At 52.9% G+C, this 19,810-nt stretch carries 21 protein-coding genes and 1 pseudogene; all 22 read right to left on the bottom strand.

Annotated elements, in window-relative coordinates:
- Positions 1-169: 169 nt before the first annotated feature.
- Complete coding sequence (gene secF / locus BMX22_RS03985) at positions 170-1,144, bottom strand: protein translocase subunit SecF (protein ID WP_074740856.1); 975 nt, start codon at positions 1,142-1,144, stop codon at positions 170-172.
- Positions 1,141-2,550, bottom strand: a complete 1,410-nt coding sequence (gene secD, locus BMX22_RS03980; RefSeq protein ID WP_318259673.1) for a preprotein translocase subunit SecD — start codon at positions 2,548-2,550, stop codon at positions 1,141-1,143. The genes secF and secD overlap by 4 nt, the downstream gene beginning before the upstream one ends.
- A 280-nt stretch (positions 2,551-2,830) precedes the next feature.
- Entirely contained in the window at positions 2,831-3,241 is a 411-nt protein-coding gene (locus tag BMX22_RS03975) for a F0F1 ATP synthase subunit epsilon (protein WP_074740854.1), read from the bottom strand.
- 4 nt (positions 3,242-3,245) lie between these two features.
- A complete protein-coding gene (atpD, locus tag BMX22_RS03970) occupies positions 3,246-4,643 on the bottom strand; it encodes a F0F1 ATP synthase subunit beta (RefSeq protein ID WP_074740852.1) in 1,398 nt (465 codons plus the stop codon).
- Positions 4,644-4,670: 27 nt separating this feature from the next.
- Positions 4,671-5,063, bottom strand: a complete 393-nt coding sequence (locus tag BMX22_RS03965) for a pyridoxamine 5'-phosphate oxidase family protein (RefSeq protein WP_074740850.1) — start codon at positions 5,061-5,063, stop codon at positions 4,671-4,673.
- Positions 5,064-5,339: 276 nt separating this feature from the next.
- A complete protein-coding gene (gene atpG / locus BMX22_RS03960; protein ID WP_074740848.1) occupies positions 5,340-6,245 on the bottom strand; it encodes an ATP synthase F1 subunit gamma in 906 nt (301 codons plus the stop codon).
- 11 nt (positions 6,246-6,256) lie between these two features.
- Entirely contained in the window at positions 6,257-7,792 is a 1,536-nt protein-coding gene (atpA, locus tag BMX22_RS03955; RefSeq protein ID WP_413777952.1) for a F0F1 ATP synthase subunit alpha, read from the bottom strand.
- 12 nt (positions 7,793-7,804) lie between these two features.
- A pseudogene (atpH, locus tag BMX22_RS17040) lies at positions 7,805-8,281 on the bottom strand (ATP synthase F1 subunit delta); the annotation flags it as partial.
- Positions 8,278-8,766, bottom strand: coding sequence for a F0F1 ATP synthase subunit B (atpF, locus tag BMX22_RS03950; RefSeq protein WP_074740844.1), 489 nt, complete (start codon positions 8,764-8,766; stop codon positions 8,278-8,280). The pseudogene atpH and the gene atpF, both read right to left, overlap by 4 nt.
- Before the next feature lie 34 nt (positions 8,767-8,800).
- Positions 8,801-9,028 carry an ATP synthase F0 subunit C gene (gene atpE / locus BMX22_RS03945; RefSeq protein ID WP_031563011.1) on the bottom strand — a complete coding sequence of 76 codons (228 nt, stop codon included), beginning with the start codon at positions 9,026-9,028 and terminating at the stop codon, positions 8,801-8,803.
- Positions 9,029-9,095: 67 nt separating this feature from the next.
- Positions 9,096-9,323, bottom strand: a complete 228-nt coding sequence (gene atpE / locus BMX22_RS03940) for an ATP synthase F0 subunit C (protein WP_031563011.1) — start codon at positions 9,321-9,323, stop codon at positions 9,096-9,098.
- A gap of 2 nt (positions 9,324-9,325) precedes the next feature.
- A complete protein-coding gene (locus tag BMX22_RS03935; protein ID WP_074740842.1) occupies positions 9,326-10,063 on the bottom strand; it encodes a F0F1 ATP synthase subunit A in 738 nt (245 codons plus the stop codon).
- 207 nt (positions 10,064-10,270) lie between these two features.
- The gene (locus tag BMX22_RS03925) at positions 10,271-10,609 is read right to left on the bottom strand and encodes a hypothetical protein (RefSeq protein ID WP_074740838.1); all 339 of its coding nucleotides are present in this window, start codon (positions 10,607-10,609) and stop codon (positions 10,271-10,273) included.
- A 27-nt stretch (positions 10,610-10,636) separates the two neighbouring features.
- Entirely contained in the window at positions 10,637-11,599 is a 963-nt protein-coding gene (locus BMX22_RS03920; RefSeq protein ID WP_074740836.1) for a GDP-mannose 4,6-dehydratase, read from the bottom strand.
- Positions 11,600-11,611: 12 nt separating this feature from the next.
- On the bottom strand, positions 11,612-12,733 hold the full coding sequence (locus BMX22_RS03915; protein ID WP_074740834.1) for a glycosyltransferase: 1,122 nt from the start codon (positions 12,731-12,733) through the stop codon (positions 11,612-11,614).
- Positions 12,733-13,005, bottom strand: a complete 273-nt coding sequence (locus BMX22_RS03910) for a hypothetical protein (RefSeq protein ID WP_074740832.1) — start codon at positions 13,003-13,005, stop codon at positions 12,733-12,735. The genes BMX22_RS03915 and BMX22_RS03910 overlap by 1 nt, the downstream gene beginning before the upstream one ends.
- Complete coding sequence (locus BMX22_RS03905) at positions 13,006-14,151, bottom strand: glycosyltransferase family 4 protein (RefSeq protein ID WP_074740830.1); 1,146 nt, start codon at positions 14,149-14,151, stop codon at positions 13,006-13,008. It lies immediately after the preceding gene.
- A 58-nt stretch (positions 14,152-14,209) separates the two neighbouring features.
- A complete protein-coding gene (locus tag BMX22_RS03900; protein ID WP_074740828.1) occupies positions 14,210-14,464 on the bottom strand; it encodes a hypothetical protein in 255 nt (84 codons plus the stop codon).
- A 1-nt stretch (position 14,465) separates the two neighbouring features.
- Positions 14,466-15,503: a GDP-mannose 4,6-dehydratase gene (gene gmd / locus BMX22_RS03895; protein WP_074740826.1), complete on the bottom strand. Its 1,038-nt coding sequence runs from the start codon at positions 15,501-15,503 to the stop codon at positions 14,466-14,468.
- Between the two features lie 118 nt (positions 15,504-15,621).
- Positions 15,622-16,686 (bottom strand): mannose-1-phosphate guanylyltransferase, encoded by a 1,065-nt coding sequence (locus tag BMX22_RS03890; protein WP_074740825.1) that lies wholly within the window; start codon positions 16,684-16,686, stop codon positions 15,622-15,624.
- Positions 16,683-18,065 carry a sugar transferase gene (locus tag BMX22_RS03885; RefSeq protein WP_074740824.1) on the bottom strand — a complete coding sequence of 461 codons (1,383 nt, stop codon included), beginning with the start codon at positions 18,063-18,065 and terminating at the stop codon, positions 16,683-16,685. Before BMX22_RS03885 ends, BMX22_RS03890 begins: the two co-directional genes overlap by 4 nt.
- A 239-nt stretch (positions 18,066-18,304) precedes the next feature.
- Positions 18,305-19,804 carry a family 43 glycosylhydrolase gene (locus BMX22_RS03880; RefSeq protein WP_074740822.1) on the bottom strand — a complete coding sequence of 500 codons (1,500 nt, stop codon included), beginning with the start codon at positions 19,802-19,804 and terminating at the stop codon, positions 18,305-18,307.
- Positions 19,805-19,810: the final 6 nt, after the last annotated feature.

Below are 19,810 nucleotides of genomic sequence, written 5' to 3'. Positions count from 1 at the left end.
TTGTGCGGTGTTGCCTTAATAATAATTCATATACCTTATGAACAGAAAGGGACGCCTAAGTGGATGCCCCTGCGGCGGATTCGCAGGCTACTGAATATATGCCGTAACTTTACGACACGGTAGCCCGCTGTTTCCGCTAAGGGTATCAACCTAAAGCGTCCCTTTGCTATTAGTCTTTCTTTTCCTTCTTGTCCTTACTGCCTTCCTTCTTCCACCATGACCATGTTACAGGTGCAACGAAGAGCGAAGAGTAGGTACCTGAGATAAGGCCTGCCATAAGCGGTACAGAGAAGCTGAGGAGCGATGTGTAGCCGCTTACGAGAACTACTATCGTAACGACGAGCATAGTGCCGATCGTCGTTACAGAGGTTCTGATAGAACGTGTGAGAGACTGCGAGCAGCCCGTATTGATGAGTTCATTGAGCGAAGCCTTGGGCATGAGCGTTCTGTTCTCACGTATTCTGTCGTAGATAACGATAGTGTTGTTGATCGAGTAACCGAGTATCGTGAGTATAACCGCGACGATGTTTGAGTTGAACTCAAATCCGCAGATTATAGATACTGCAAGAGCTACGAGGATATCGTGGCAGAGGGCGAATATCGAGCAGACACCTGCCGACCAGCCGCCTATCCTGCTGAATCTGATCGCAATGTAGATGATGATGAGCACTGCTGCGAATACCATAGCGAGCAGGCACTTCAGGAGGAACTCACGTCCCGATGAAGGGCTTACATCGTTCGAGTCGAAGAGCTCGAGCTCGTTGTCGGGGAATGCCGCACGGAGATTCTCGGTGAGCTCATGCTGTCCGTCAGCGTTAAGCCCCTCGTTTGACGTGAACGAGATAGTTATCTGATAGCCGTCGGAATCGAGACTCTCACCGCGTCTTACATTGACGATCGAGTCAACATTCTTTTCAACTTCAGCCTTGACATCGTCTGTGCTGAGGTCGCCCGTGTAGGAGTAGGTCAGCATAGTGCCGCCCTTGAATTCGATAGCGAACTTTACGCCTCTGATGAGAGCGCCCGCGATGAGTGCGACTACTACGCATATCGCGATGATGAGTATCATTCTCTTCTTTGAACAGAAGTCGTAAACCTTTCCTGTAGCTACAGGAGCTGCTGTGTTAGTCTTTTTCTTACTCACTTCTGATCACCTCCGTAAAGAACTCTGTTGCCTGCGATCTTGGAGAGTGATGTAACCATGAGTCTGGAGAAGAAGACTCCGAAGATGAAGTTGCAGATAACTCCGACGAGGAGCGTGAAGCCGAATGAGTAGACAACGCCCTCGGCAGTAGCGCCGAACATAAAGAATATCGTTCTGTTGAGTATCTTCGAGAAGAAGCTCGAAGGAACGCCGAATGCGCCCATGAGGATAACTGCGATGATAACGTTTGTGATATTACCGTCGAGGATAGCGGAGAACGCTCTCTTGTAAGCCATGCTTATAGCGGAGTCGAGCGACTTGCCCGAGCGGAGCTCTTCCTTGATACGCTCGCCGGTGATGATGTTAGCGTCAACGCCCATACCTACGGCGAGGATAATACCAGCGATACCGGGGATAGTGAGCGTAGCACCCGGCTGGAATCCGAACCAGCCTGTAACAGCTGCGATAGAGCCTGACACCTGACCCACGAGAGCTATAACAGCTACGAGACCGGGGATACGGTAGAGGACTATCATATAAACAGCGATGAGTGCGAAAGCGATACCCGCTGCGAGAAGTATAGCATCGAGTGAACCCTCACCCATTGTAGGCGAGATGGTCTTGAAGCTCTTTGTCTCTATCTTGAAGGGAAGCGCACCGGAATTGATCTGGTCGGCGAGCTTCTTGGCGGATTCGCTTGTGAAATTACCTGTGATAACAGCATTTCCGTTAGAGATAGTGTCGTTTACGGTAGGAGCGGATATCATGGTGTTGTCCATCCAGATAGAAATAGGTGTGGACGAGCCTGCAAGCTCGGAAGTAGCGGAAGCGAACTTGCTTGTTCCTTCGCTGTTGAGCTTGAGAGTAACTACCCACTCATAGTTGCCGTAGGAATCAGGCTGCTGAGTGTAGCCTGCCTCTTCGATATCAGAGCCGTTGATGACTATCTCACCTGTAGGAGTGGCATTGCCCTCCTCGTCGGTGGTGGAATCGGTGCCCTTTCTGAAAGTGAGCTCTGCCATTTCGCCGAGCTCCTTAACAGCAGCCTCGGGGTCGAAATTGCTCTCGCCCGCCTGCCATGGGAAACGTACGATGATTCTGTCGCTTTTGCCGTCACTGTAGAGCTCATTGTCGTTGATACCGAGCGAAGCGAGACGGGTTTTGATGATCTCGGTAGCAGCGTCAAGCTGCTCATCGGTCGCGTCATAATCGCCCGCAGGAGCGAAGGTAACGTCAACGCCGCCCTTGATATCAATACCGAGACGGATATCGTCAACGCCCTTTATCACCGCAGTCGTATTATCACCGAACATATAATCAAGTCCTGTGACAGTCGAAACGGCGAACAGTGCGATCAAAGCAACGACGATGAAGAAAGTGGATTTGCCGGTCTTTTTCACGGTCATGTGCCTCCTATTACTTATGAACGTCCACTCCTGTACGGAGCTTTGAACGTCTTAAAATTTACACGGAAACGCTGATTCGGGGGCAAACTGTGACCTCGGTGCGAGTCTCCGCGACAATTACAATTATTGTACTATATTTCAAGAAAAAAGTCAAGTATATTGGAAAAACAACGCCCATATTTCTGAATAATGCACAAGTTGAGCCACGTTCTGTAATGCATTATGCATAATTAAGTAGGGGCGCACATCGTGCGCCCGTATATTTCCAGTTCGCTTGCACTTACTTAAAATGCTTCTGAGATATCTTCAAGCGGTTCATAGCGCGGTTGAGGGCAGCCTGCGTCTCGTAGTACTCGCGAATGCTCTGCTTCTGCCGAAGCTGTTCCTCGGCGCGTTCTCTTGCCTCCTCGGCGCGCTTGATGTCTATCTCCTCGGGCAGCTCGCAGGAGTCCGCGAGAATGACCGCCCTGTCGGGCATGATCTGTATGAAGCCCTCGGATATGGCAGCATAGTGCCACACGCCGTCCACCATATATTTCAGCTCGCCCGTCGGCAGCGATGTGACGAGCGGCTCATGCCCGGGAAGTATACCGAGAAGTCCGTCTATCGCGGTAATGACAAGGTGCTCGACATCGCCCTTGAAGAAGACTCTGTCGGTGGCTATTATCTCAAGGTAGAAGGTCTTTGCCATAGACTCACTCTCCGTCCCCTATCTGCTTAGCCTTAGCAAGCACGTCATCGATAGTACCCGCCATAAGGAAGGCAGCCTCGGGGTACTTGTCCATTTCGCCGTCGATGATAGCGCGGAAGCCCTCTATCGTGTCCTTGAGCGGAACGTATTTGCCCTTTAAGCCTGTGAAGTTCTCGGCGACATTGAAAGGCTGAGACAGGAATTTCTGTATCTTTCTTGCGCGGTAAACTGTCTGCTTGTCCTCCTCGCTGAGCTCCTCCATACCGAGGATAGCGATGATGTCCTGCAATTCCTTGTACTTTTGCAGGAGCTCCTGCGTGCGTCTTGCGACGAAGTAGTGATCCTCGCCGACTATCTCTGGCTCGAGGATACGCGAGTTGGATTCCAGCGGATCGACCGCGGGATATATGCCCTGCTCGACTATCTTACGCGAGAGAACGGTAGTCGCGTCGAGGTGGGCGAATGTAATGGCAGGAGCGGGGTCGGTGAGGTCGTCCGCAGGCACGTAAACCGCCTGTACCGACGTGATAGAGCCATTTTTCGTGGATGTGATACGCTCCTGAAGCTCGCCTACTTCTGTTGCAAGTGTAGGCTGGTAGCCAACGGCTGACGGCATACGTCCGAGAAGAGCCGAGACTTCCGAGCCTGCCTGAACGTAACGGAAGATGTTATCAATAAAAAGCAGAACGTCCTTGTGCTCGCGGTCGCGGAAGTATTCCGCCATAGTAAGCCCCGTCTGAGCGACTCTCATACGCGAGCCCGGCGGCTCGTTCATCTGACCGAATACGAGCGTGGTCTTGTTGATTACACCCGATTCCTGCATTTCGTTCCACAGGTCGTTGCCTTCACGCGAACGCTCGCCGACGCCCGTGAATATCGAATATCCGCCATGCTCGGTAGCGATATTGCGGATAAGCTCCTGAATGAGGACTGTCTTGCCGACACCTGCGCCGCCGAAGAGTCCTATTTTACCGCCCTTTGCATAGGGCGCGATGAGGTCGATGACCTTTATGCCCGTTTCGAGTATCTCAACAACGGGGCTCTGGTCCTGAAACGACGGAGCTTTGCGGTGAATGCCCCACATCTCCTCGGTTTTCACTTCGCCCTTCTTGTCGATAGGCTCACCGAGAACGTTGAACATACGTCCGAGGGTCTCCTCGCCGACGGGCACCTGTATGCACGAGCCCGTAGCTGTGACCTCCATATTCTTGCTGAGTCCCTCACTTGTGGCGAGCATGATGCAGCGCACGATATGGTTGCCCATATGCTGAGCGACCTCCATCACGCGGCGTCTGCCGTCGACTTCAACGGTGAGCGCGTCCCTTATCATAGGGAGTTTCCCCGCGGGGAACTCAACGTCTATAACAGGTCCGATGACCTGAACTATCTTACCTTTTTCCATATCTGCGGTATTCCTCCAAGCAGAGAATCAGAGGAGGCTTTCGCCCTCTCCCATGACGGCGATGTCGACCGCCTTTGCGTCCTCAAGGTGGAACGCCATGAGCTTATTGCCTGTAGAGTCGTTATATATCCCTTCAAGTCCCGAAGCCTTTATCATTTCATCGGCGTAAGAGCTGTCGCTCTCGAACACGGCTTTGCCCGTATATCTCAGCCAGTGACCGTCCTGCTTGCAGGCAGCTATCTCGCACAGCGGATTAGCGCAAAGCTGCTTATAGACGTCCTTGAAATCGCCTACACCGAATATTATCTTTCCGTCTTTTTCGAGGAAAGCTCCGAGCGGACGGAGCTTCGGCTGCTCGCCGTTATTTGTCGCGAGGAAGAAAACTCCTGCTTCCTTTAAGAATTCACCTATCTTGCTCATATTTGTTCCTCCTTTGAGAAATCTATGTAGGGGCGAGTTCCGCTCGCCCGTCAGTATCTTGGTTTTGCCGTTATTGTCGGGCGCACGGATAAGCAGCGCACCAAATCTTTGATTTGGATTGCGATGCTATATGCAGCTTTGCTGTAATGCGTCCCTACATGGGCTTAAATTTCGGTTTATCAGGAATTTGCGGAACGCCGAGGGCGGCGTTCCCTACGTGGTCGTTATGTAGGGGCTGCCTTTGGCAGTCCGCAAATTATTATGTGCCGTATATGATTATTTGTTCAGGCTCGCCGCGCCGCCGCAGACCTCGGTTATCTCCTGAGTTATGGCTGCCTGACGTGCGCGGTTATACATCAGCGAAAGGTCATGTATCATTTCCTTTGCGCTTGTGGTAGCGGCGTCCATAGCGGTCATTCGGGAATGCTGCTCACAGCAGAAGGCTTCGACCATTGCACCGTAGATTATGCCCTTTGCGTAGTTGGGTATCAGGTACTCCATTACCTTTTCGGGCGAGGGCAGGAACGCTGCCTTCGGGAGCTTTTTCATCGTACCGTCGGGAGCCTTGCCGAAATGGCGTCTCTCGAACGGCAGCAGGCGAACGGTGCGTGTCTCCTGTAAATTTGACGTTACCATGTCCGTGTAGAGCACGTACACCTCATCGAGCTCGTGCTTCTCGAACTTGTCGATGACGCGCTCGGCTATCTCACGCGCTCTGTAGAGTGTCGGGTTCTGCGTGGTATACAAAAACTCACCGTCTACTGCGGCATTTCCCTCGTTCATGCGGCGCTGGAAGTACATACGGCCGACCTGTCCGATGACGAAGAGGTAGCAGTTGTCGATGTCTGGAGCCTCCGCAAGGGTCTGCTCGGCATATTTGAGGATATTGTGGTTATAGCTTCCGCAAAGCCCCTTATCGGCAGTGATGATGATATAGCCTTTTTTTCGCTTCTCATCGGGGATATCCGAACGTCTGTCGAAGAAGAGCTGGCGGGTATGCGGAGTGTGCTCGAGAACGCTCTCGATAGTCTCCTGCAATTTATAGAAGTATGGCTCGGTAGAATCGAGCGCCGTTCTTGCCTTTTTCAGCTTTGACGAGGATATAAGGTACATAGCATTGGTGATTTTCAGTATCTGCTGTATGCTCGCTATCCTCTCGCGAATCTCTCTGATATTGGGCATTAGCTCACCCCTTACTCCTCGAACGCGGTAACGATGCGCTCGATGCGGTCGCCGAGTTCCTCGTCGAGCACCTTTTTCTCCTCTATCTCGGAGATAATGTCCTGTCCGTAGGACTCTATATAAGTCATGAGGTCGGCAACGTAGCCGCGAAGCTCACTGAGCGGTATGCCCTCGAAAAGTCCGTGCTGAGCCGCATACAGGAGTATCACCTGTTTGTAGTGCGGGAGCGGATTGTAGAGCGGCTGTTTGAGCAGCTCGGTGAGCATACGTCCGTGTGCAAGGAGCTCAGCGGTAGACTGGTCGAGCTCCGAAGAAAACTGCGTAAAAATCTCCATTTCCTTGAACTGAGCAAGGTCGATACGGAGGTTGCCCGCCGCCTTCTTCATAGCCTTTGTCTGAGCCGCACCGCCGACACGTGATACGGAGAGTCCGTAGTTTACGGCAGGGCGCTGACCCGAATTGAAAAGCTCGCTCTCGAGGAATATTTGTCCGTCGGTTATGGAAATGACGTTAGTCGGGATATAAGCCGAAATATCGCCTGCAAGCGTCTCGATTATCGGGAGCGCTGTCAGTGAGCCGCCGCCGTGCTCGTCGTCGAGTCGGCTCGAGCGCTCAAGGAGTCTTGAGTGCAGGTAGAATACGTCGCCGGGGTAGGCTTCACGTCCCGGAGGACGGTGCAGCAGCAGCGACATTGCACGGTAAGCTACAGCGTGCTTCGAGAGGTCGTCATACACGATGAGGACATCCTTGCCCTGCGACATAAAATATTCAGCCATAGCAGTGCCCGAATAAGGCGCGATATACTGGAAAGGAGCCTGGTCGCTCGCCGAAGCGCATACGACTACCGTATACGGCATAGCTCCGAATTTTTTGAGGTTGTTCACGACCTGTGCAACGGTCGAGGACTTCTGTCCGATAGCGACGTAAACGCAGATAACGTCCTTGCCCTTCTGATTTATAATGGTATCAATGGCGATAGAGGTCTTGCCTGTCTGTCTGTCGCCGATGATGAGCTCACGCTGACCTCTTCCTATCGGGAACATCGAGTCAATAGCGAGGATACCCGTCTGGAGGGGCACACTTACAGGCTTTCGCTCGATAACTCCAGGAGCTTCGCGCTCTATGGGGAAGTAATCATCTGCGCGGATAGGTCCGAGGCCGTCGATAGGTGCTCCGAGGGCATCGACTACACGTCCGAGAAGCTCATCGCTCACTCCGATACCTGCGCGCTTGCCCGTGCGGACTACGGTAGAGCCTTCGGAAAGCCCCGAATCGTCGCCGAGGAGTACTACTCCGACCGTCTTTTCCTCGAGATTCTGCACGATACCGCGGATGCCCGTCTCGAACTCGACAAGCTCGCCGTACATAACTCCGCTCATTCCGTAAACGGTAGCGATACCGTCACCGAGCCTCGTAACGAAGCCTGTTTCGGTCGCGCCGCTCTTGACCTCAAAGTCCTTGACCTCGGTCTTGAGCACGGATATGATATCACCCGACGAGAGCTTTTCCTTGCCGCTCTCGGCAACCTCTGCCGCCTTTGTCTGCATAAGCTCACGCATCGCGCGGAGACTTGTGCGGTAACTGCGGTCGTACTCCACATCACCCGCATTGAGGATAAATCCGCCGATTATATCGGGGTCGCGGCGATACTCTATGTCGACATCTTCCTTGACGAACTTCTCCATTATGAACTTGCGAAGGTCAGCCTGCTGTGACTCGGTAAGCGGCGTAACATAACGGACTACCGCCTTTATGCTGCCCTGCTTCTCGAGGAGTATCTCCTCATATTCCTCGAATATCTCGCCGAGTTCGTCTACAGCACCGTCGCGTACGACCGTGGACATGAATCGCTCGAGGGATTCGGGGAAAAGCTGTCTGATTATGCTGTGCTTCTCGTCATTTGTAACAAGAGGGTTCGAGAGAGTATCCGCAATGTCGGGACAGTCCTCGAGCACCGTTTTTGTCGCTATAATGTCCTCGCGGGATATATCGCGGCGGACGAGCTCGTTTACAAGCGCCTTATCGGAATCTCTCATTGCCTGCCACCCTCCTCGGAAAGGAACTCGTCAACAAGCTTCCTGTTCTTTTCGTCGTCGAGATTCGCGCCGACTATCTTCGATGCGGCTTCGATAGCGAGGTCTGCTATCTGCGACTGTGCCTGCTGGAGCACGCGTCTGCGCTCGTTCTCGATAGTCTCGCTCGCGGCGCTGACAATCTCGTCAGCCTCCTCATGCGACTTCTGTATTATATTGGAACGCTCGGTCTCGGCATCGTCATGAGCCTTCATGATGATGCGGCTCGCCTCTTCCTTAGCCTCGCTGATGGTATCCGAATACTGTCGGCGGAGGTCTTCTGCCTCCTGCCTTGCCTTTTCGGCGTCGTCGATATCCTTCTGTATCGACTGCGTCCTCTCGTTCATCATTTTACTTACAGGCTTGAAAAGGAATATCCTGAGCAGTATCATCAGTATGATGATATTTGCGACTGCCTCGAATATGCTCCAGAATTCAAATTTAAGCATTATTTGCCCTCCTTATGTAGTTTTTTGCTCCGACTTATTTGCTGCCGAGCATAATTATTATAAGGAGCGCTATAACGAAGCCGTAAACGGCGGTAGCCTCTGCGAGAGCACAGCCGATGATGAGCGACGTTCTGATGTCGCCCTTTGCCTCGGGCTGACGAGCGATAGACTCTGTAGCCTTAGCAGTTGCGATTCCTATACCTATACCTGCGCCTATGCCCGTGAGTACGGCAACAGCGGCGCCTAATGCGATAACACCCATTTTATTATACCTCCGTGTATGTATTATAATGGGACGGTGTCTCCGACGTCCCGTGACCCGAACGAGATCACTTGCTTCCGAGCATGATGATTATCAGCAGTGCGATAACGAAGCCGTAAACAGCGGTAGCCTCTGCGAGAGCACAGCCGATGATGAGCGATGTTCTGATATCGCCCTTTGCCTCGGGCTGACGAGCTATAGACTCTGTAGCCTTAGCAGTCGCGATACCGATACCGATACCCGCACCAATGCCTGTAAGTACGGCAACAGCGGCGCCTAATGCGATAACACCCATATTCAATTACCTCCGTGAAGTTTTTTGCGTTTTTTTGCTTTTTTCCCTTCGTGCCCCTCTTCGTCCTCTATAGCCTCAGCAAGATAAAGCGAGGTGAGGAAAGAGAATACATAGGCCTGAAGGATACCGTCGAAAATGTCGAAGTAAGCGCTCGCGATGAGCGGTACGCCTATCGCGGGGACGTGTACATACGTTCTTATAGCTATCTTGATAAGCTCCATAACGATATGTGCCGCAAGGACGTTTCCGAAGAGTCGCATACACAGCGACAGCGGACGTGTCACAAGGTCGAGCACATTCAGCGGGTTGATGAAGCTTTTCAGCCATTTCAGCGGTCCCTTCTTGAGTATGAAGGCGACCTGTACGAGTATGATAGCCAGTCCCGCAAGAGCGGCAGTCACGTTTACGTCCTTAGTCGGCGGCACGAATCCGAATATACCCATGATATTCGACACACCTATGTAGAGGATGAATGTCTCGAGAATAGGCACATACCTCTTTCCGCCCTCTCCGAGAGCCTCGGTAAACATCTTGTCGAGCATACCAATAAAGGATTCGAGGAGGCACTGCACTCCTGTCGGCACCCTTTTGAGGTTCCTCGTGAGTATTATCGACAGCAGTACAAGCACGCCCATGATTATCCATGTTACGACACACGAGTCGGCGATAGGGATACCGCCGAAGATCGGTATAGTAAAGGCGACCTTATTTTCGAGTTCTTCTATAAGCTCTTCTGCCATTATAGCACCTTCTTTCGCTCCAAAAAGTAAGAAACGGAGACTGCGTCTGTGCATATCTCCGTTGATAAGTCAGCAATAGTGGTATGCATTGAATGTTCCACAATACATATATAATATAACAAAACTTTAACAAAGTCAATACCTTTGTCAGATTTGTTACCGATTTTTGGCGTTTTTACCAATTCATCCATTAGCTGACAGCTTGTTTCACCTCTCAGTGTCTCCCTGTGCGAGACTTATCGCCCTGTTGAGGCGCTCGACGGCGCTCGTATTGAGCTTATCCGAGAGGCGCAGGCGATCGAGCTCCTTCTTGAAAGCACCAAGCTCCTCTGCGAGCTTGCGCATGACCTCCGCATTCTGCACCTGCTTATCCTCAAGGGCACAGACCCTCACGATGAGGTCGTTGATGTTTGCCGCAAGCACTTCATTCGCGGCATTCTGCTTCTCGCCGAAGTCGGTGAGCTTCTCGCCCGACTTGAAAACCCCTACCTTTTCGTGTCCGTCGAATGTGTGCATTTTCTCGTTTGTAAGCTTCATATCAGACATTTTGTTCACTCCCTCTTCTGCGGGTGTTTACACGCCCAATGATGTTCCGTAGTTTCCGAGTTTCTGTCTCCACCAGCCGAGCGTATCGGAGATAGTCTGCTCCATAGTTATCTCGGCCTTCCAGCCCGTATCCGCGAATATCCGCGAAACGTCGGGCTCTATTATCGGTATGTCGGACGCACGCATACGTGCGGGGTCCTGCGTCACGGTGATATCCGCTTCGGAGAGGCTCAGCGCCGTGTCGAGGATATACTGTATCTCCACAGCCCTGCCGCGCCCGATGTTGTAAACTCTGCCGCCGACACCTTTTTCCGCGAGCAGACGGTATGCTCTCACGACGTCGCGCACGTCCGTAAAATCGCGCATTGCGGAAAGGTTGCCGACCTTCATCTCGGGCGGACGCATACCTTTCTCAGCCTCCGCTATCTGCTTGCAGAAGTCGGAGATAACGAATATATCACTCTGCGCGGGTCCCGAATGATTGAACGCGCGCACCATAACGATGTCCATTTTATACGCGCGGACATATATGCGGCTTATCATCTCCTGACAAGCCTTAGTCGCGGCGTAGATATTACCCGGGTCAAGGGGCTCGTCCTCGCTGAGAGGGCAGGCGCCCTCCCTGATGAAGCCGTACTCCTCACCCGTGCCTATCATTATCACGCGGATATTCTTCTTTTCGGCGGCTCTCACGGCCTCGAGCACATTTATCGAGCCCACCACGTTGATATTCGCCGTCAGCTGAGGCTTCTTCCACGACACCGCCACGGAGCTCTGCGCCGCGAGGTGAAAAATCACGTCGGGGACGACCTCCGCAAGCAGAGCAGAGATGTCCTCCGCATTCATTATATCGAGGGTGTGTACCTCACACGCCTCCTTTATACTCTCGGACGGCAGGCAGGTAGCGTGTACCTCAGCGCCCGCCGACGCGAGCTCGCGGATAAGGTAGGCTCCAACGAAGCCTGCTCCGCCGATTATCAAAGCCTTCATAATTTTCCTCACTTATTCCGACAGGAACTCATAGAGCTTCCTGATTATATCCTTTTCGTTGAAGTCGCGCTTTACGCGGACAGCGGCATTTCTGCCGAGCTTCTCGCGCAGGGGCTTATCCTCTGCGAGCCTGTTTATCGCTGCGGCGAGAGCCTTCGGAGACGAAGGAGGCACTGTCAGCCCAGTAACGCCGTGCAGACTGACGTGCGGGACTCCCGACGGGAGGCTCGTATTAATGACAGGCTTGCCATAGACCATGGCTTCGAGCTGCACGATGCCGAACGCCTCACTCTTAGCGACTGACGGAAGTACAAAGATATCGCAGTCCGCATATGCCTGCCGAAGCTCGTCATCGGGCAGAAATCCCAGAAAATGCACCTTATCCGACATTCCGTGAGCCTTGGCATAGCGCTTGAGGTTCTCCTCAAGCTGTCCTGTGCCCGCGATGAACAGCTCGCAGTTTCGGGTGTGTCTGAACGCCCGCAGCAGCACGTCCACGCCCTTGTAGTAGACAAGCCTGCCCGTGAAGAATATCTTCACGGCGTTCTTGTCGGTGAGCTTGTCGGTCAGAAAGGGCTTGCGCTCTATCGCGAGGTATTCCTCGGGAACTATACCATAGGGCAGAATGCGGCACTTCTCCCTGAACTGAGGGAGCACGTCCGAGCCGTCGATATGGCCCTCGGTCGCCACGAAAATGACGTCCGCACGCCTGAGCAGATACATCATGAACGGGCGGTAGAAGAGCATGAGTTTCTTCTGCTTGACGATGTCGCTGTGCCATGATACCGCGACTTTCCCCTTGTATCCCGACACCAGCAGAGCCGCGTCCGCGAGCGGGAAGGGCACGTTTATATGCACCGCGTCGGCGCTTTTCGTCATTTTCCTGAACAGCCGCACAAACGACAGCGACAGCGGACACGAAAAATACGTGCCGAAGCTTCCAGCGCGGGTCAGGTCCACAGCGTTCAGCCGCTCATGTACGGTATAGCCCCTGCCGTCACGGCAGACAAGTGTACGCACCTGTGCCCCCAGCGGCGAAAGCTCCTCGGAATATTGGCGCACAAGGCTCTCGATACCGCCGATATGCGGATAATACGCCTTGTTGACCTCCAGGACTCTGAACTTCCTGCCCATTACTGAGCGAGACCGTTTTCATGGCAGTAGTCCATAATGTACTTCTGCATATCAATGCCTGCCGCCTTGCCGAGGTCCATGAGCTCGAGCGTCCAGTTGATGAAATCCTGGTCGGATTCGAGGGTATTGCTCGTAAGACGCTCTACGAACACAGGAATGTATTTCTCCATTTCCATACGGAACTCATCCTCTGCCGTCAGGAAGTTCGTGAAATCCGTCTCCTGCGGCTTCTCAGCCTCATTTGTCTCGGGGTTCTTTATCTCTTCGCTCATTTATTTCAGCTCCTTATAGATATCGTAAAGCATTTCCGCCGACCTGTCCCATGTAAACTGCTTGGCACGCTCTCTGCCGCGTATCCCGAGTTCTCGGCGGAGCTCCTCGGAATCGCAGAGCTTCTCCAGCCCGTCAGCGATGCTCTCTTCGGAGTAGGCGTCGCAGATGACTGCGCAGTCGCCCGTGACCTCGGGAAGCGAAGCCGCATCCGACGCGAGCACGGGAACTCCGCTCGCCATAGCCTCAAGCGGAGGCATACCGAAGCCCTCGTATATTGACGGGAAGACGAACGCGAGAGCTCCGCACATAAGCGGGTTCATATCCTCGGCGGGAACATACTTCGTAAAGATGACCTGCTCGGCAAGCCCGAGCTCCCTGACGCGCGCAAATATACCGTCGTACAGCCACCCCTTGCCGCCCGCGAGCACGAGCTTGGGCGCATCCTTATGCCTGCCGCAGAATATATGGTAAGCAGTGATGAGCCTTTCGAGGTTCTTGCGGGGCTCAATGGTGCCGACGTAGAGGAAGTATTCGCCCTCTATACCGAGCGATTTCTTGACCTGTGGTATGCGCTCGGGCTCGGTACATGGCTTGAACTTTTCAAGGTCTACTCCGCAGGGCACAACTCTTATTTTTTCTGCGTGCTGCGGGAAGTATTTGATTATCTCGCTCTTCGAGAATTCCGAATCGGTGACTATCATGTCCGCGCGCTTCATAGAGCTTTTCAGTCCCATATTCAGCATCATTTTCGTTCGTCCGCGGACAGTCTCGGGGAAAGCCTTGTAGACCATATCGTGAACGGTCACGACTGTCCTTCCGTGTACTCCCGGCGGGACGATGTAGTTGAAGAAGTGCGAGACATCGGCGTCGTTCCCGAAAAAGAAGCTGTACGGGAAAGGCACGAACGTGGTAGCGGCACGGTACATATAGCCTGAGAAGTGTATGAGCTTTGTGCCGATATTGTCGCCTGCGAACGGAGCGATCCGTTCCAGCTTGATGTGGTCGTCGGTGCGTGAGAAGAAGTTGTAGGTATACTCGTTCTCGGGGTGCAGGCGAGCCATAGCCATAGTCTGTCCCGCCTCGCACCAGCCGATGCCCGTGATACGGTCGCTGATGAGCGGGATTGCGTCAAATGCGATATTCAATCAATTTCCTGCTTTCGTAAATGTAAGCGCCGCCGCGGCTGCGGCGGCGTAAGTGGCTTTATTCGGTCATATTCTGTATATCGTCGCAGAGCTTGCGGAAGTAGTCCTCAACGTCCTGCTTGTTGAAGCCGCCCGTGACCACCTTCTTGAACTTGTGTCCTGCGACCTTTTCAGCCGTGCGTTTCAGCTCCGCGAGCGGGATAGCGCCATCCTCGAAAGCAAGCTTTGCGGCGTTAAGCGTGTCGAGCGTTGCGATGACGTCAGCCTTGTCATAGCCGCCGAAAGCCGCCGAACGAAGTATGTCCCTGTCCATATCAGCCTGCTATTTCCTTTATCTTTATCTCCTTCTCTACGCGGGCGAGGTCGTTCTTTACCATGCGCTCAACCAGCTCGGAGAAGCTTATCTCACGCTTCCAACCGAGAGCTTTCTCAGCCTTCGACGGGTCGCCGAGAAGTATATCGACCTCTGCGGGACGGAAGAACTTCTTGTTTACCTTGACGATGGTCTTGCCTGTAGCCTTGTCTATGCCTACCTCGTCTACGCCTTCTCCCTTCCACTCGACCTCTATATCAACGTGTCTGAATGCAGTCTCAACGAATTCGCGGACAGTTCTTGTCTCGTTTGTCGCGATAACGTAGTCATCGGGCTTATCCTGCTGGAGCATGAGCCACATTGCGCGGACATAGTCCTTGGAGTGTCCCCAGTCGCGCTTGGAGTCCATATTTCCGAGCTCTACATAGTCCTGCACACCGAGCTTTATGCGTGCAACGGCGTCTGTTATCTTGCGTGTAACGAACTCGATACCGCGTCTCTCGGACTCGTGATTGAAGAGTATTCCCGAGCAGGCGAACATACCGTAGCTCTCACGGTAATTCTTGGTTATCCAGTGACCGTAGAGCTTAGCCACGCCGTACGGGCTTCTCGGATAGAAGGGGGTAGTCTCTTTCTGAGGTATTTCCTGCACGAGACCGAACATCTCGGAGGTAGAAGCCTGATAGAAGCGGCACTCGGGCTTTACGATGCGGATAGCCTCAAGCATATTGGTAACGCCTACAGCGTCGATGTCTGCGGTGCCTAGGGGAGTGTCCCAACTTGTTGCAACGAATGACTGAGCGGCGAGGTTGTACACCTCGTCAGCCTGCGATATCCTCATTGCGGAGATGAGGGAAACGGGGTCTGTCATATCGGCGTAGATGAGTGTGACCTTGTCCTTGAGGTGAGCAATATTGCCGTAGTCGGCAGTCGCCTTTCTTCTCCATATGCCGTAGACATTGTAGCCCTTTTCGAGGAGGAGCTCTGCGAGATACGAGCCGTCCTGACCTGTGATGCCTGTGATAAGTGCGTTTTTCATATTTATACTCCTTATTTTAATTAGTTGTGCGTAATGTGTAATTGCGGTATCGCCTTACGGTGATGATATTCAGGTATATCCCGAAGGGACACCACGATCGCAAATTATGGATTACGCATCAGATAAACTCTGTTCTTTCCTGCTCCTTGAGCTGAGCGATGACCTTTTTTACGTCCTGAGTGTTGTTCTTCGAGCACACAAGCAGGACGTCGTCGGTATCGACGATGATGATATCTCTTGTGCCCACCGCAGCAATAAGGCGCTTGCCGCCGCAGACGGTCGTGCGCTTTGAATCAACGGTGATAACGTCGCCGTCGATAAAATTCTTGTCGTCGTCAGTCTCGTTTATACGCTCAACGGCGAGCCAGCTCCCGACGTCATCCCAACCGAAACTGCCCGGGATGGTGTAGATATGCTTTGCCTTCTCCATGATACCGAAGTCAACGGATTCGCTCCTGAAGGCGGTGAATTCCTTCACCAGCACCTCCTCGAATGCAGGGGTGCCGAACGCCTCTCCGATGCGTACCGCTCCATCGTAAATATCGGGCATAAGCGTCTTCAGATTGAACATTATCGAGGATATCTTCCACACGAACATACCGCTGTTCCAGAGATATCTGCCCGACGCGAGGTAGTCCTTTGCGGTCGCGAGGTCGGGCTTCTCCACGAATCGCTCTACCGCGTAAACGTCGCCCTTTTCCTCACCGAAATTGATATAGCCGTAACCCGTCTCGGGATATTCGGGCGTGATGCCTATGGTGACGAGGCGCTTGCCCTTTTCAGCAGCTTTGACGGCTTTTTTCAGCGTATTGATGTAGATGTTCTCATAGCCGATGAGGTGGTCCGAGGGGAGCACCAGCATTATAGCGTCCTCATACTTTCGGCTGATGACTGCCGCCGCAAAGGCTATACACGGAGCAGTGTTCCTTGCGCAGGGCTCCGCGAGGATATTCTCCTTCGGCACGTTCGGGAGCTGTTCGTGAACAAGTTCGACATACGCCGCATTGGTGACGATGTAGACGTCCTCCTCATCGACTATGGGAAGGAGCCTCTTCACCGTTTTCTGTATCATCGTCTCTCCGTCCTTGGTGAGCGAGAGAAACTGCTTGGGGCTTGCGTTACGGCTCTTGGGCCAGAAGCGCTCTCCGCGTCCGCCCGCCATTATGACCGCTGTTATCTTCATTTATTATCCTCTTCTCTTCTGCTCTCCTGCTCAATGAGCCCGTTGCCCGATTCGGCGTTGGACTTTGGCGGGAAGAGCATGGTCTTTATAGTCATGAGAATTATCTGCAAGTCCATACGGAACGAGTAATTCTCTATGTACATCAGGTCCATTTTGAGCTTGTCGTAGGGTACGGTGTCATATACTCCCGTTACCTGTGCATAGCCCGTAAGGCCCGCTTTTACCTTTAATCTGAACTCAAACTCGGGCATCTCCTTCTTATATTCCTCGGAGAGCTCGGGACGCTCGGGACGCGGTCCGACCACGGACATATCGCCCTTGAGTATATTCAGCAGCTGCGGAAGCTCGTCGAGCCTCACCTTGCGAAGGAACCTGCCTATAGGCGTGATGCGCGGGTCATCGTCGGACGCGAGCACGGGACCGCTGAGTTTCTCTGCATCGACCACCATACTGCGGAATTTCAGCACATCGAACACCTTTCCGTCAATGGTAAGGCGTTTCTGCTTGTAGAGGACAGGTCCGCCGTCGTGGAGCTTTATCGCCAGCGCCGCGAATATCATGAACGGCGAGACGAGTATCAGCGTTATCAGCGAAAACACGATATCAAACAGTCGCTTTATCACCTTCTGCTCGACATCGAGGCCGTAGTTCCTGCAAAGGAGGAGCGGCGTATCGAAAAGGCGTATGTCATCGGCACCTCTGACAATAATATCGGATATTTTCGGAGCGATATACGCTCTGACCGATTTTTCGTAGCAGAATTTGAGGTAGTCATTGCGCTGTTCCGCGGGGATATCGCAGATTATGACGCCCTCGTATTTGAGTATCAGCTCGCGTATCTTATCCGCGGGCTCAGTCACGCTGACGGACTCGCAGATCATATACTTGTCCACACGCTGGCTCATTTTCATTACCAGTGCCGCCGCCTGATGGCTCCCGTAGAGTATCATCAGCTTGCGCGGGGGGTAGATCATGAAGTATATCCTGCCGATACACAGCGTCCAGAGGGCAATATAGCCGAAATCCACGAAAGTCAGGAGCACCATTGGCATGACGGGCATGAAGTCGCGTCCTATAAGGCTGATGAGGAAGTAGGCAACGAAGTCCACCGCAGCTATTGATATGAGCTGCGAGTAGAGCATATCCGTCTTTTTGAGGTATCCGAGCTTAAAACCTCCGTAAACCCTGAAAAACAGCCATACCAGCATGGCATATATTCCTATCAGCACCCAGTTTCCTCGCCTGTAGTACGGGAGGACTATCACATCGCTGTAATATGTGTACCACACATAACCGAAGCCCAGCGCAAGTATACCCACCAGCACAGTAGCAGAACAAACGGAAATGAGCCTTTTGTATCTGTCTCTTTTACTAACCATATTATCGCACCGTTGTCTCTTTTATTTCTCTTCCTGCGGGAGGCGGCACCGCCCCCACCATACATTATATAAAGTAATTATACCAAATTGCACAGATACTGTCAATAGAGAGCGGCTACGATAACAAAAAACGCAGCACAAATCCGTCACTTTAAACAAAAAAACGTCCTCTCACCGAAAAGTCGGGAGAGGACATCAGACCCTATTTATACAGAGCCTTGTAAAAGCAGCGCTGCCGCTCAGGCAAAGAAAAGCTCCTTTATCTCGATATTGTCAGTGCCCTTGAAGCAGATAGTGACATCGAATCTGTCCTTATCGGCTGCGGCGGGGACGGAAATATCCGTCCATATGTCAGCAGGCGATATCTTGGCGCTCTGCCCGTTTATCTCGACGCTTCCCGCCCCGTTTCCGCGATAGGAGATACCTATGCGCTCGGCGCTGCCCGAAAAGTAGCGGAAGCGGATGAGCGTGCCGTCCGCGACCTCACTGATGAAGCGTTCGGTATAGTGCTCGATGCCGCGCTCGCCCGCACTGAGTGCGGAGTCCTTGCTGCCGAGTACACGGTGGTTCACATTCGGGAAGCTCTCGGTGAATATCTTATTCGAGCCGTGCGGCATATGACCGTTGGTGATATGACAGGCAATGGTCGCAGGATAGCGACCCTCAGCCCTGAGAGGACTTCCGTTGAGCCCACAGCTCGAGATCTCGACCTGCTTGATGCTGCCGTCGGGCGCGATAGTTATCGGCTCTGCGCAAGCCTGTCTGCTGTAATCGGACTTGTGAGTGAGACGATGGTAGAAAACATACCACTGTCCGTTTATCTCGATGATACTGCCGTGGGTAGTACCTGTCATATTCATTCTTGTATCGTCGCTGACGCCGTTGATGCCGACGTCGCCGTTGGATACGATAGTGCCGCCGAACACGAAGTCCCTGTCGGGGAAGTCGCTCACGGCATAGCACAGCTCGTGGTTCTTCTGAGAGGAATAGATGAAGTAGTATTTGTCGCCGACCTTGCGCATGGAGCTTGCTTCAAAGAACTCATGTCCGCCGAAATCCGCGTCATACGGGATGATATGGCGCGGCTCCCCCTTGACCGTCAGCATATCGTCCTCGAGCGTCACGACCGCGGGACCGTTCACATTATCGGGAGTTGACAGTATCTCGTCGCGGGTCTTATCGAAGCGGTGCATGACCTCCGCCATTTTCTCGTCATCGCTCGCGAGCTCGTCATTGCTCTCGTCCATATATTGTGTACCGTAGTAGATACGGATAGTACCGTTGTCGTTGAAGGCGCAGGGGTCGAAACAAACATATTTCTTCATCGGAGAGCCGTCGGGATAATGGATATAGCCTAAATATTCATATCTTCCCGCGGGCTCGTCACAGACCGCCACGCTTATGGGCCCGTAGTATCCGCCGAAGCCGAAATCGCCAGACATACAGTAGTAGAGGTAGTATCTGCCGTCGTTGCCCCTGACAACGTCGGGAGCATACATATACGGTCTGTCCTTGTAGTCGGGGTCCTGTTCGGCCCTGTAGATGACGCCGTCGCAGCGCCAGTCAGAGAGGTCGTCAACGGGCGCGGAATAAACTGTATAGTCGCCCATACAGAATGTTCTTCCGCCTTCAAAGTCGTGGGAGCCGTAGAGATAGACTCTGCCGCCGAAGATGTGAGGTTCACCGTCGGGGATATAGGCGTCCTGCGGCAGGAAGGGGTTAAATACCTGCTTTTTCATGTGTTT

It is taken from the genome of Ruminococcus sp. YRD2003 (genome assembly GCA_900109435.1).
Lineage (GTDB): Bacteria > Bacillota > Clostridia > Oscillospirales > Ruminococcaceae > Ruminococcus > Ruminococcus flavefaciens_G.
This window is presented reverse-complemented; position numbering and strand designations above follow the sequence as displayed.

Coding starts and splice junctions, on each gene's coding strand:
- BMX22_RS03880 (WP_074740822.1), bottom strand. CDS start 19,804: ATGAAAAAGCAGGTATTTAACCCCTTCCTGCCGCAGGACGCCTATATC.
- atpE (WP_031563011.1), bottom strand. CDS start 9,323: ATGGGTGTTATCGCATTAGGCGCCGCTGTTGCCGTACTTACAGGCATT.
- atpF (WP_074740844.1), bottom strand. CDS start 8,766: ATGCTTAAATTTGAATTCTGGAGCATATTCGAGGCAGTCGCAAATATC.
- atpE (WP_031563011.1), bottom strand. CDS start 9,028: ATGGGTGTTATCGCATTAGGCGCCGCTGTTGCCGTACTCACGGGCATA.
- BMX22_RS03900 (WP_074740828.1), bottom strand. CDS start 14,464: ATGGACAGGGACATACTTCGTTCGGCGGCTTTCGGCGGCTATGACAAG.
- BMX22_RS03920 (WP_074740836.1), bottom strand. CDS start 11,599: ATGAAGGCTTTGATAATCGGCGGAGCAGGCTTCGTTGGAGCCTACCTT.
- BMX22_RS03975 (WP_074740854.1), bottom strand. CDS start 3,241: ATGGCAAAGACCTTCTACCTTGAGATAATAGCCACCGACAGAGTCTTC.
- BMX22_RS03910 (WP_074740832.1), bottom strand. CDS start 13,005: ATGAGCGAAGAGATAAAGAACCCCGAGACAAATGAGGCTGAGAAGCCG.
- atpD (WP_074740852.1), bottom strand. CDS start 4,643: ATGGAAAAAGGTAAGATAGTTCAGGTCATCGGACCTGTTATAGACGTT.
- BMX22_RS03915 (WP_074740834.1), bottom strand. CDS start 12,733: ATGGGCAGGAAGTTCAGAGTCCTGGAGGTCAACAAGGCGTATTATCCG.
- BMX22_RS03890 (WP_074740825.1), bottom strand. CDS start 16,686: ATGAAGATAACAGCGGTCATAATGGCGGGCGGACGCGGAGAGCGCTTC.
- BMX22_RS03935 (WP_074740842.1), bottom strand. CDS start 10,063: ATGGCAGAAGAGCTTATAGAAGAACTCGAAAATAAGGTCGCCTTTACT.
- BMX22_RS03925 (WP_074740838.1), bottom strand. CDS start 10,609: ATGTCTGATATGAAGCTTACAAACGAGAAAATGCACACATTCGACGGA.
- BMX22_RS03885 (WP_074740824.1), bottom strand. CDS start 18,065: ATGGTTAGTAAAAGAGACAGATACAAAAGGCTCATTTCCGTTTGTTCT.
- atpG (WP_074740848.1), bottom strand. CDS start 6,245: ATGCCCAATATCAGAGAGATTCGCGAGAGGATAGCGAGCATACAGCAG.
- gmd (WP_074740826.1), bottom strand. CDS start 15,503: ATGAAAAACGCACTTATCACAGGCATCACAGGTCAGGACGGCTCGTAT.
- secD (WP_318259673.1), bottom strand. CDS start 2,550: ATGACCGTGAAAAAGACCGGCAAATCCACTTTCTTCATCGTCGTTGCT.
- BMX22_RS03965 (WP_074740850.1), bottom strand. CDS start 5,063: ATGAGCAAGATAGGTGAATTCTTAAAGGAAGCAGGAGTTTTCTTCCTC.
- atpA (WP_413777952.1), bottom strand. CDS start 7,792: ATGCAGACAAAGGCGGCAGAGGTTGCCGAGAGCGGCAAGGAAAAGCTC.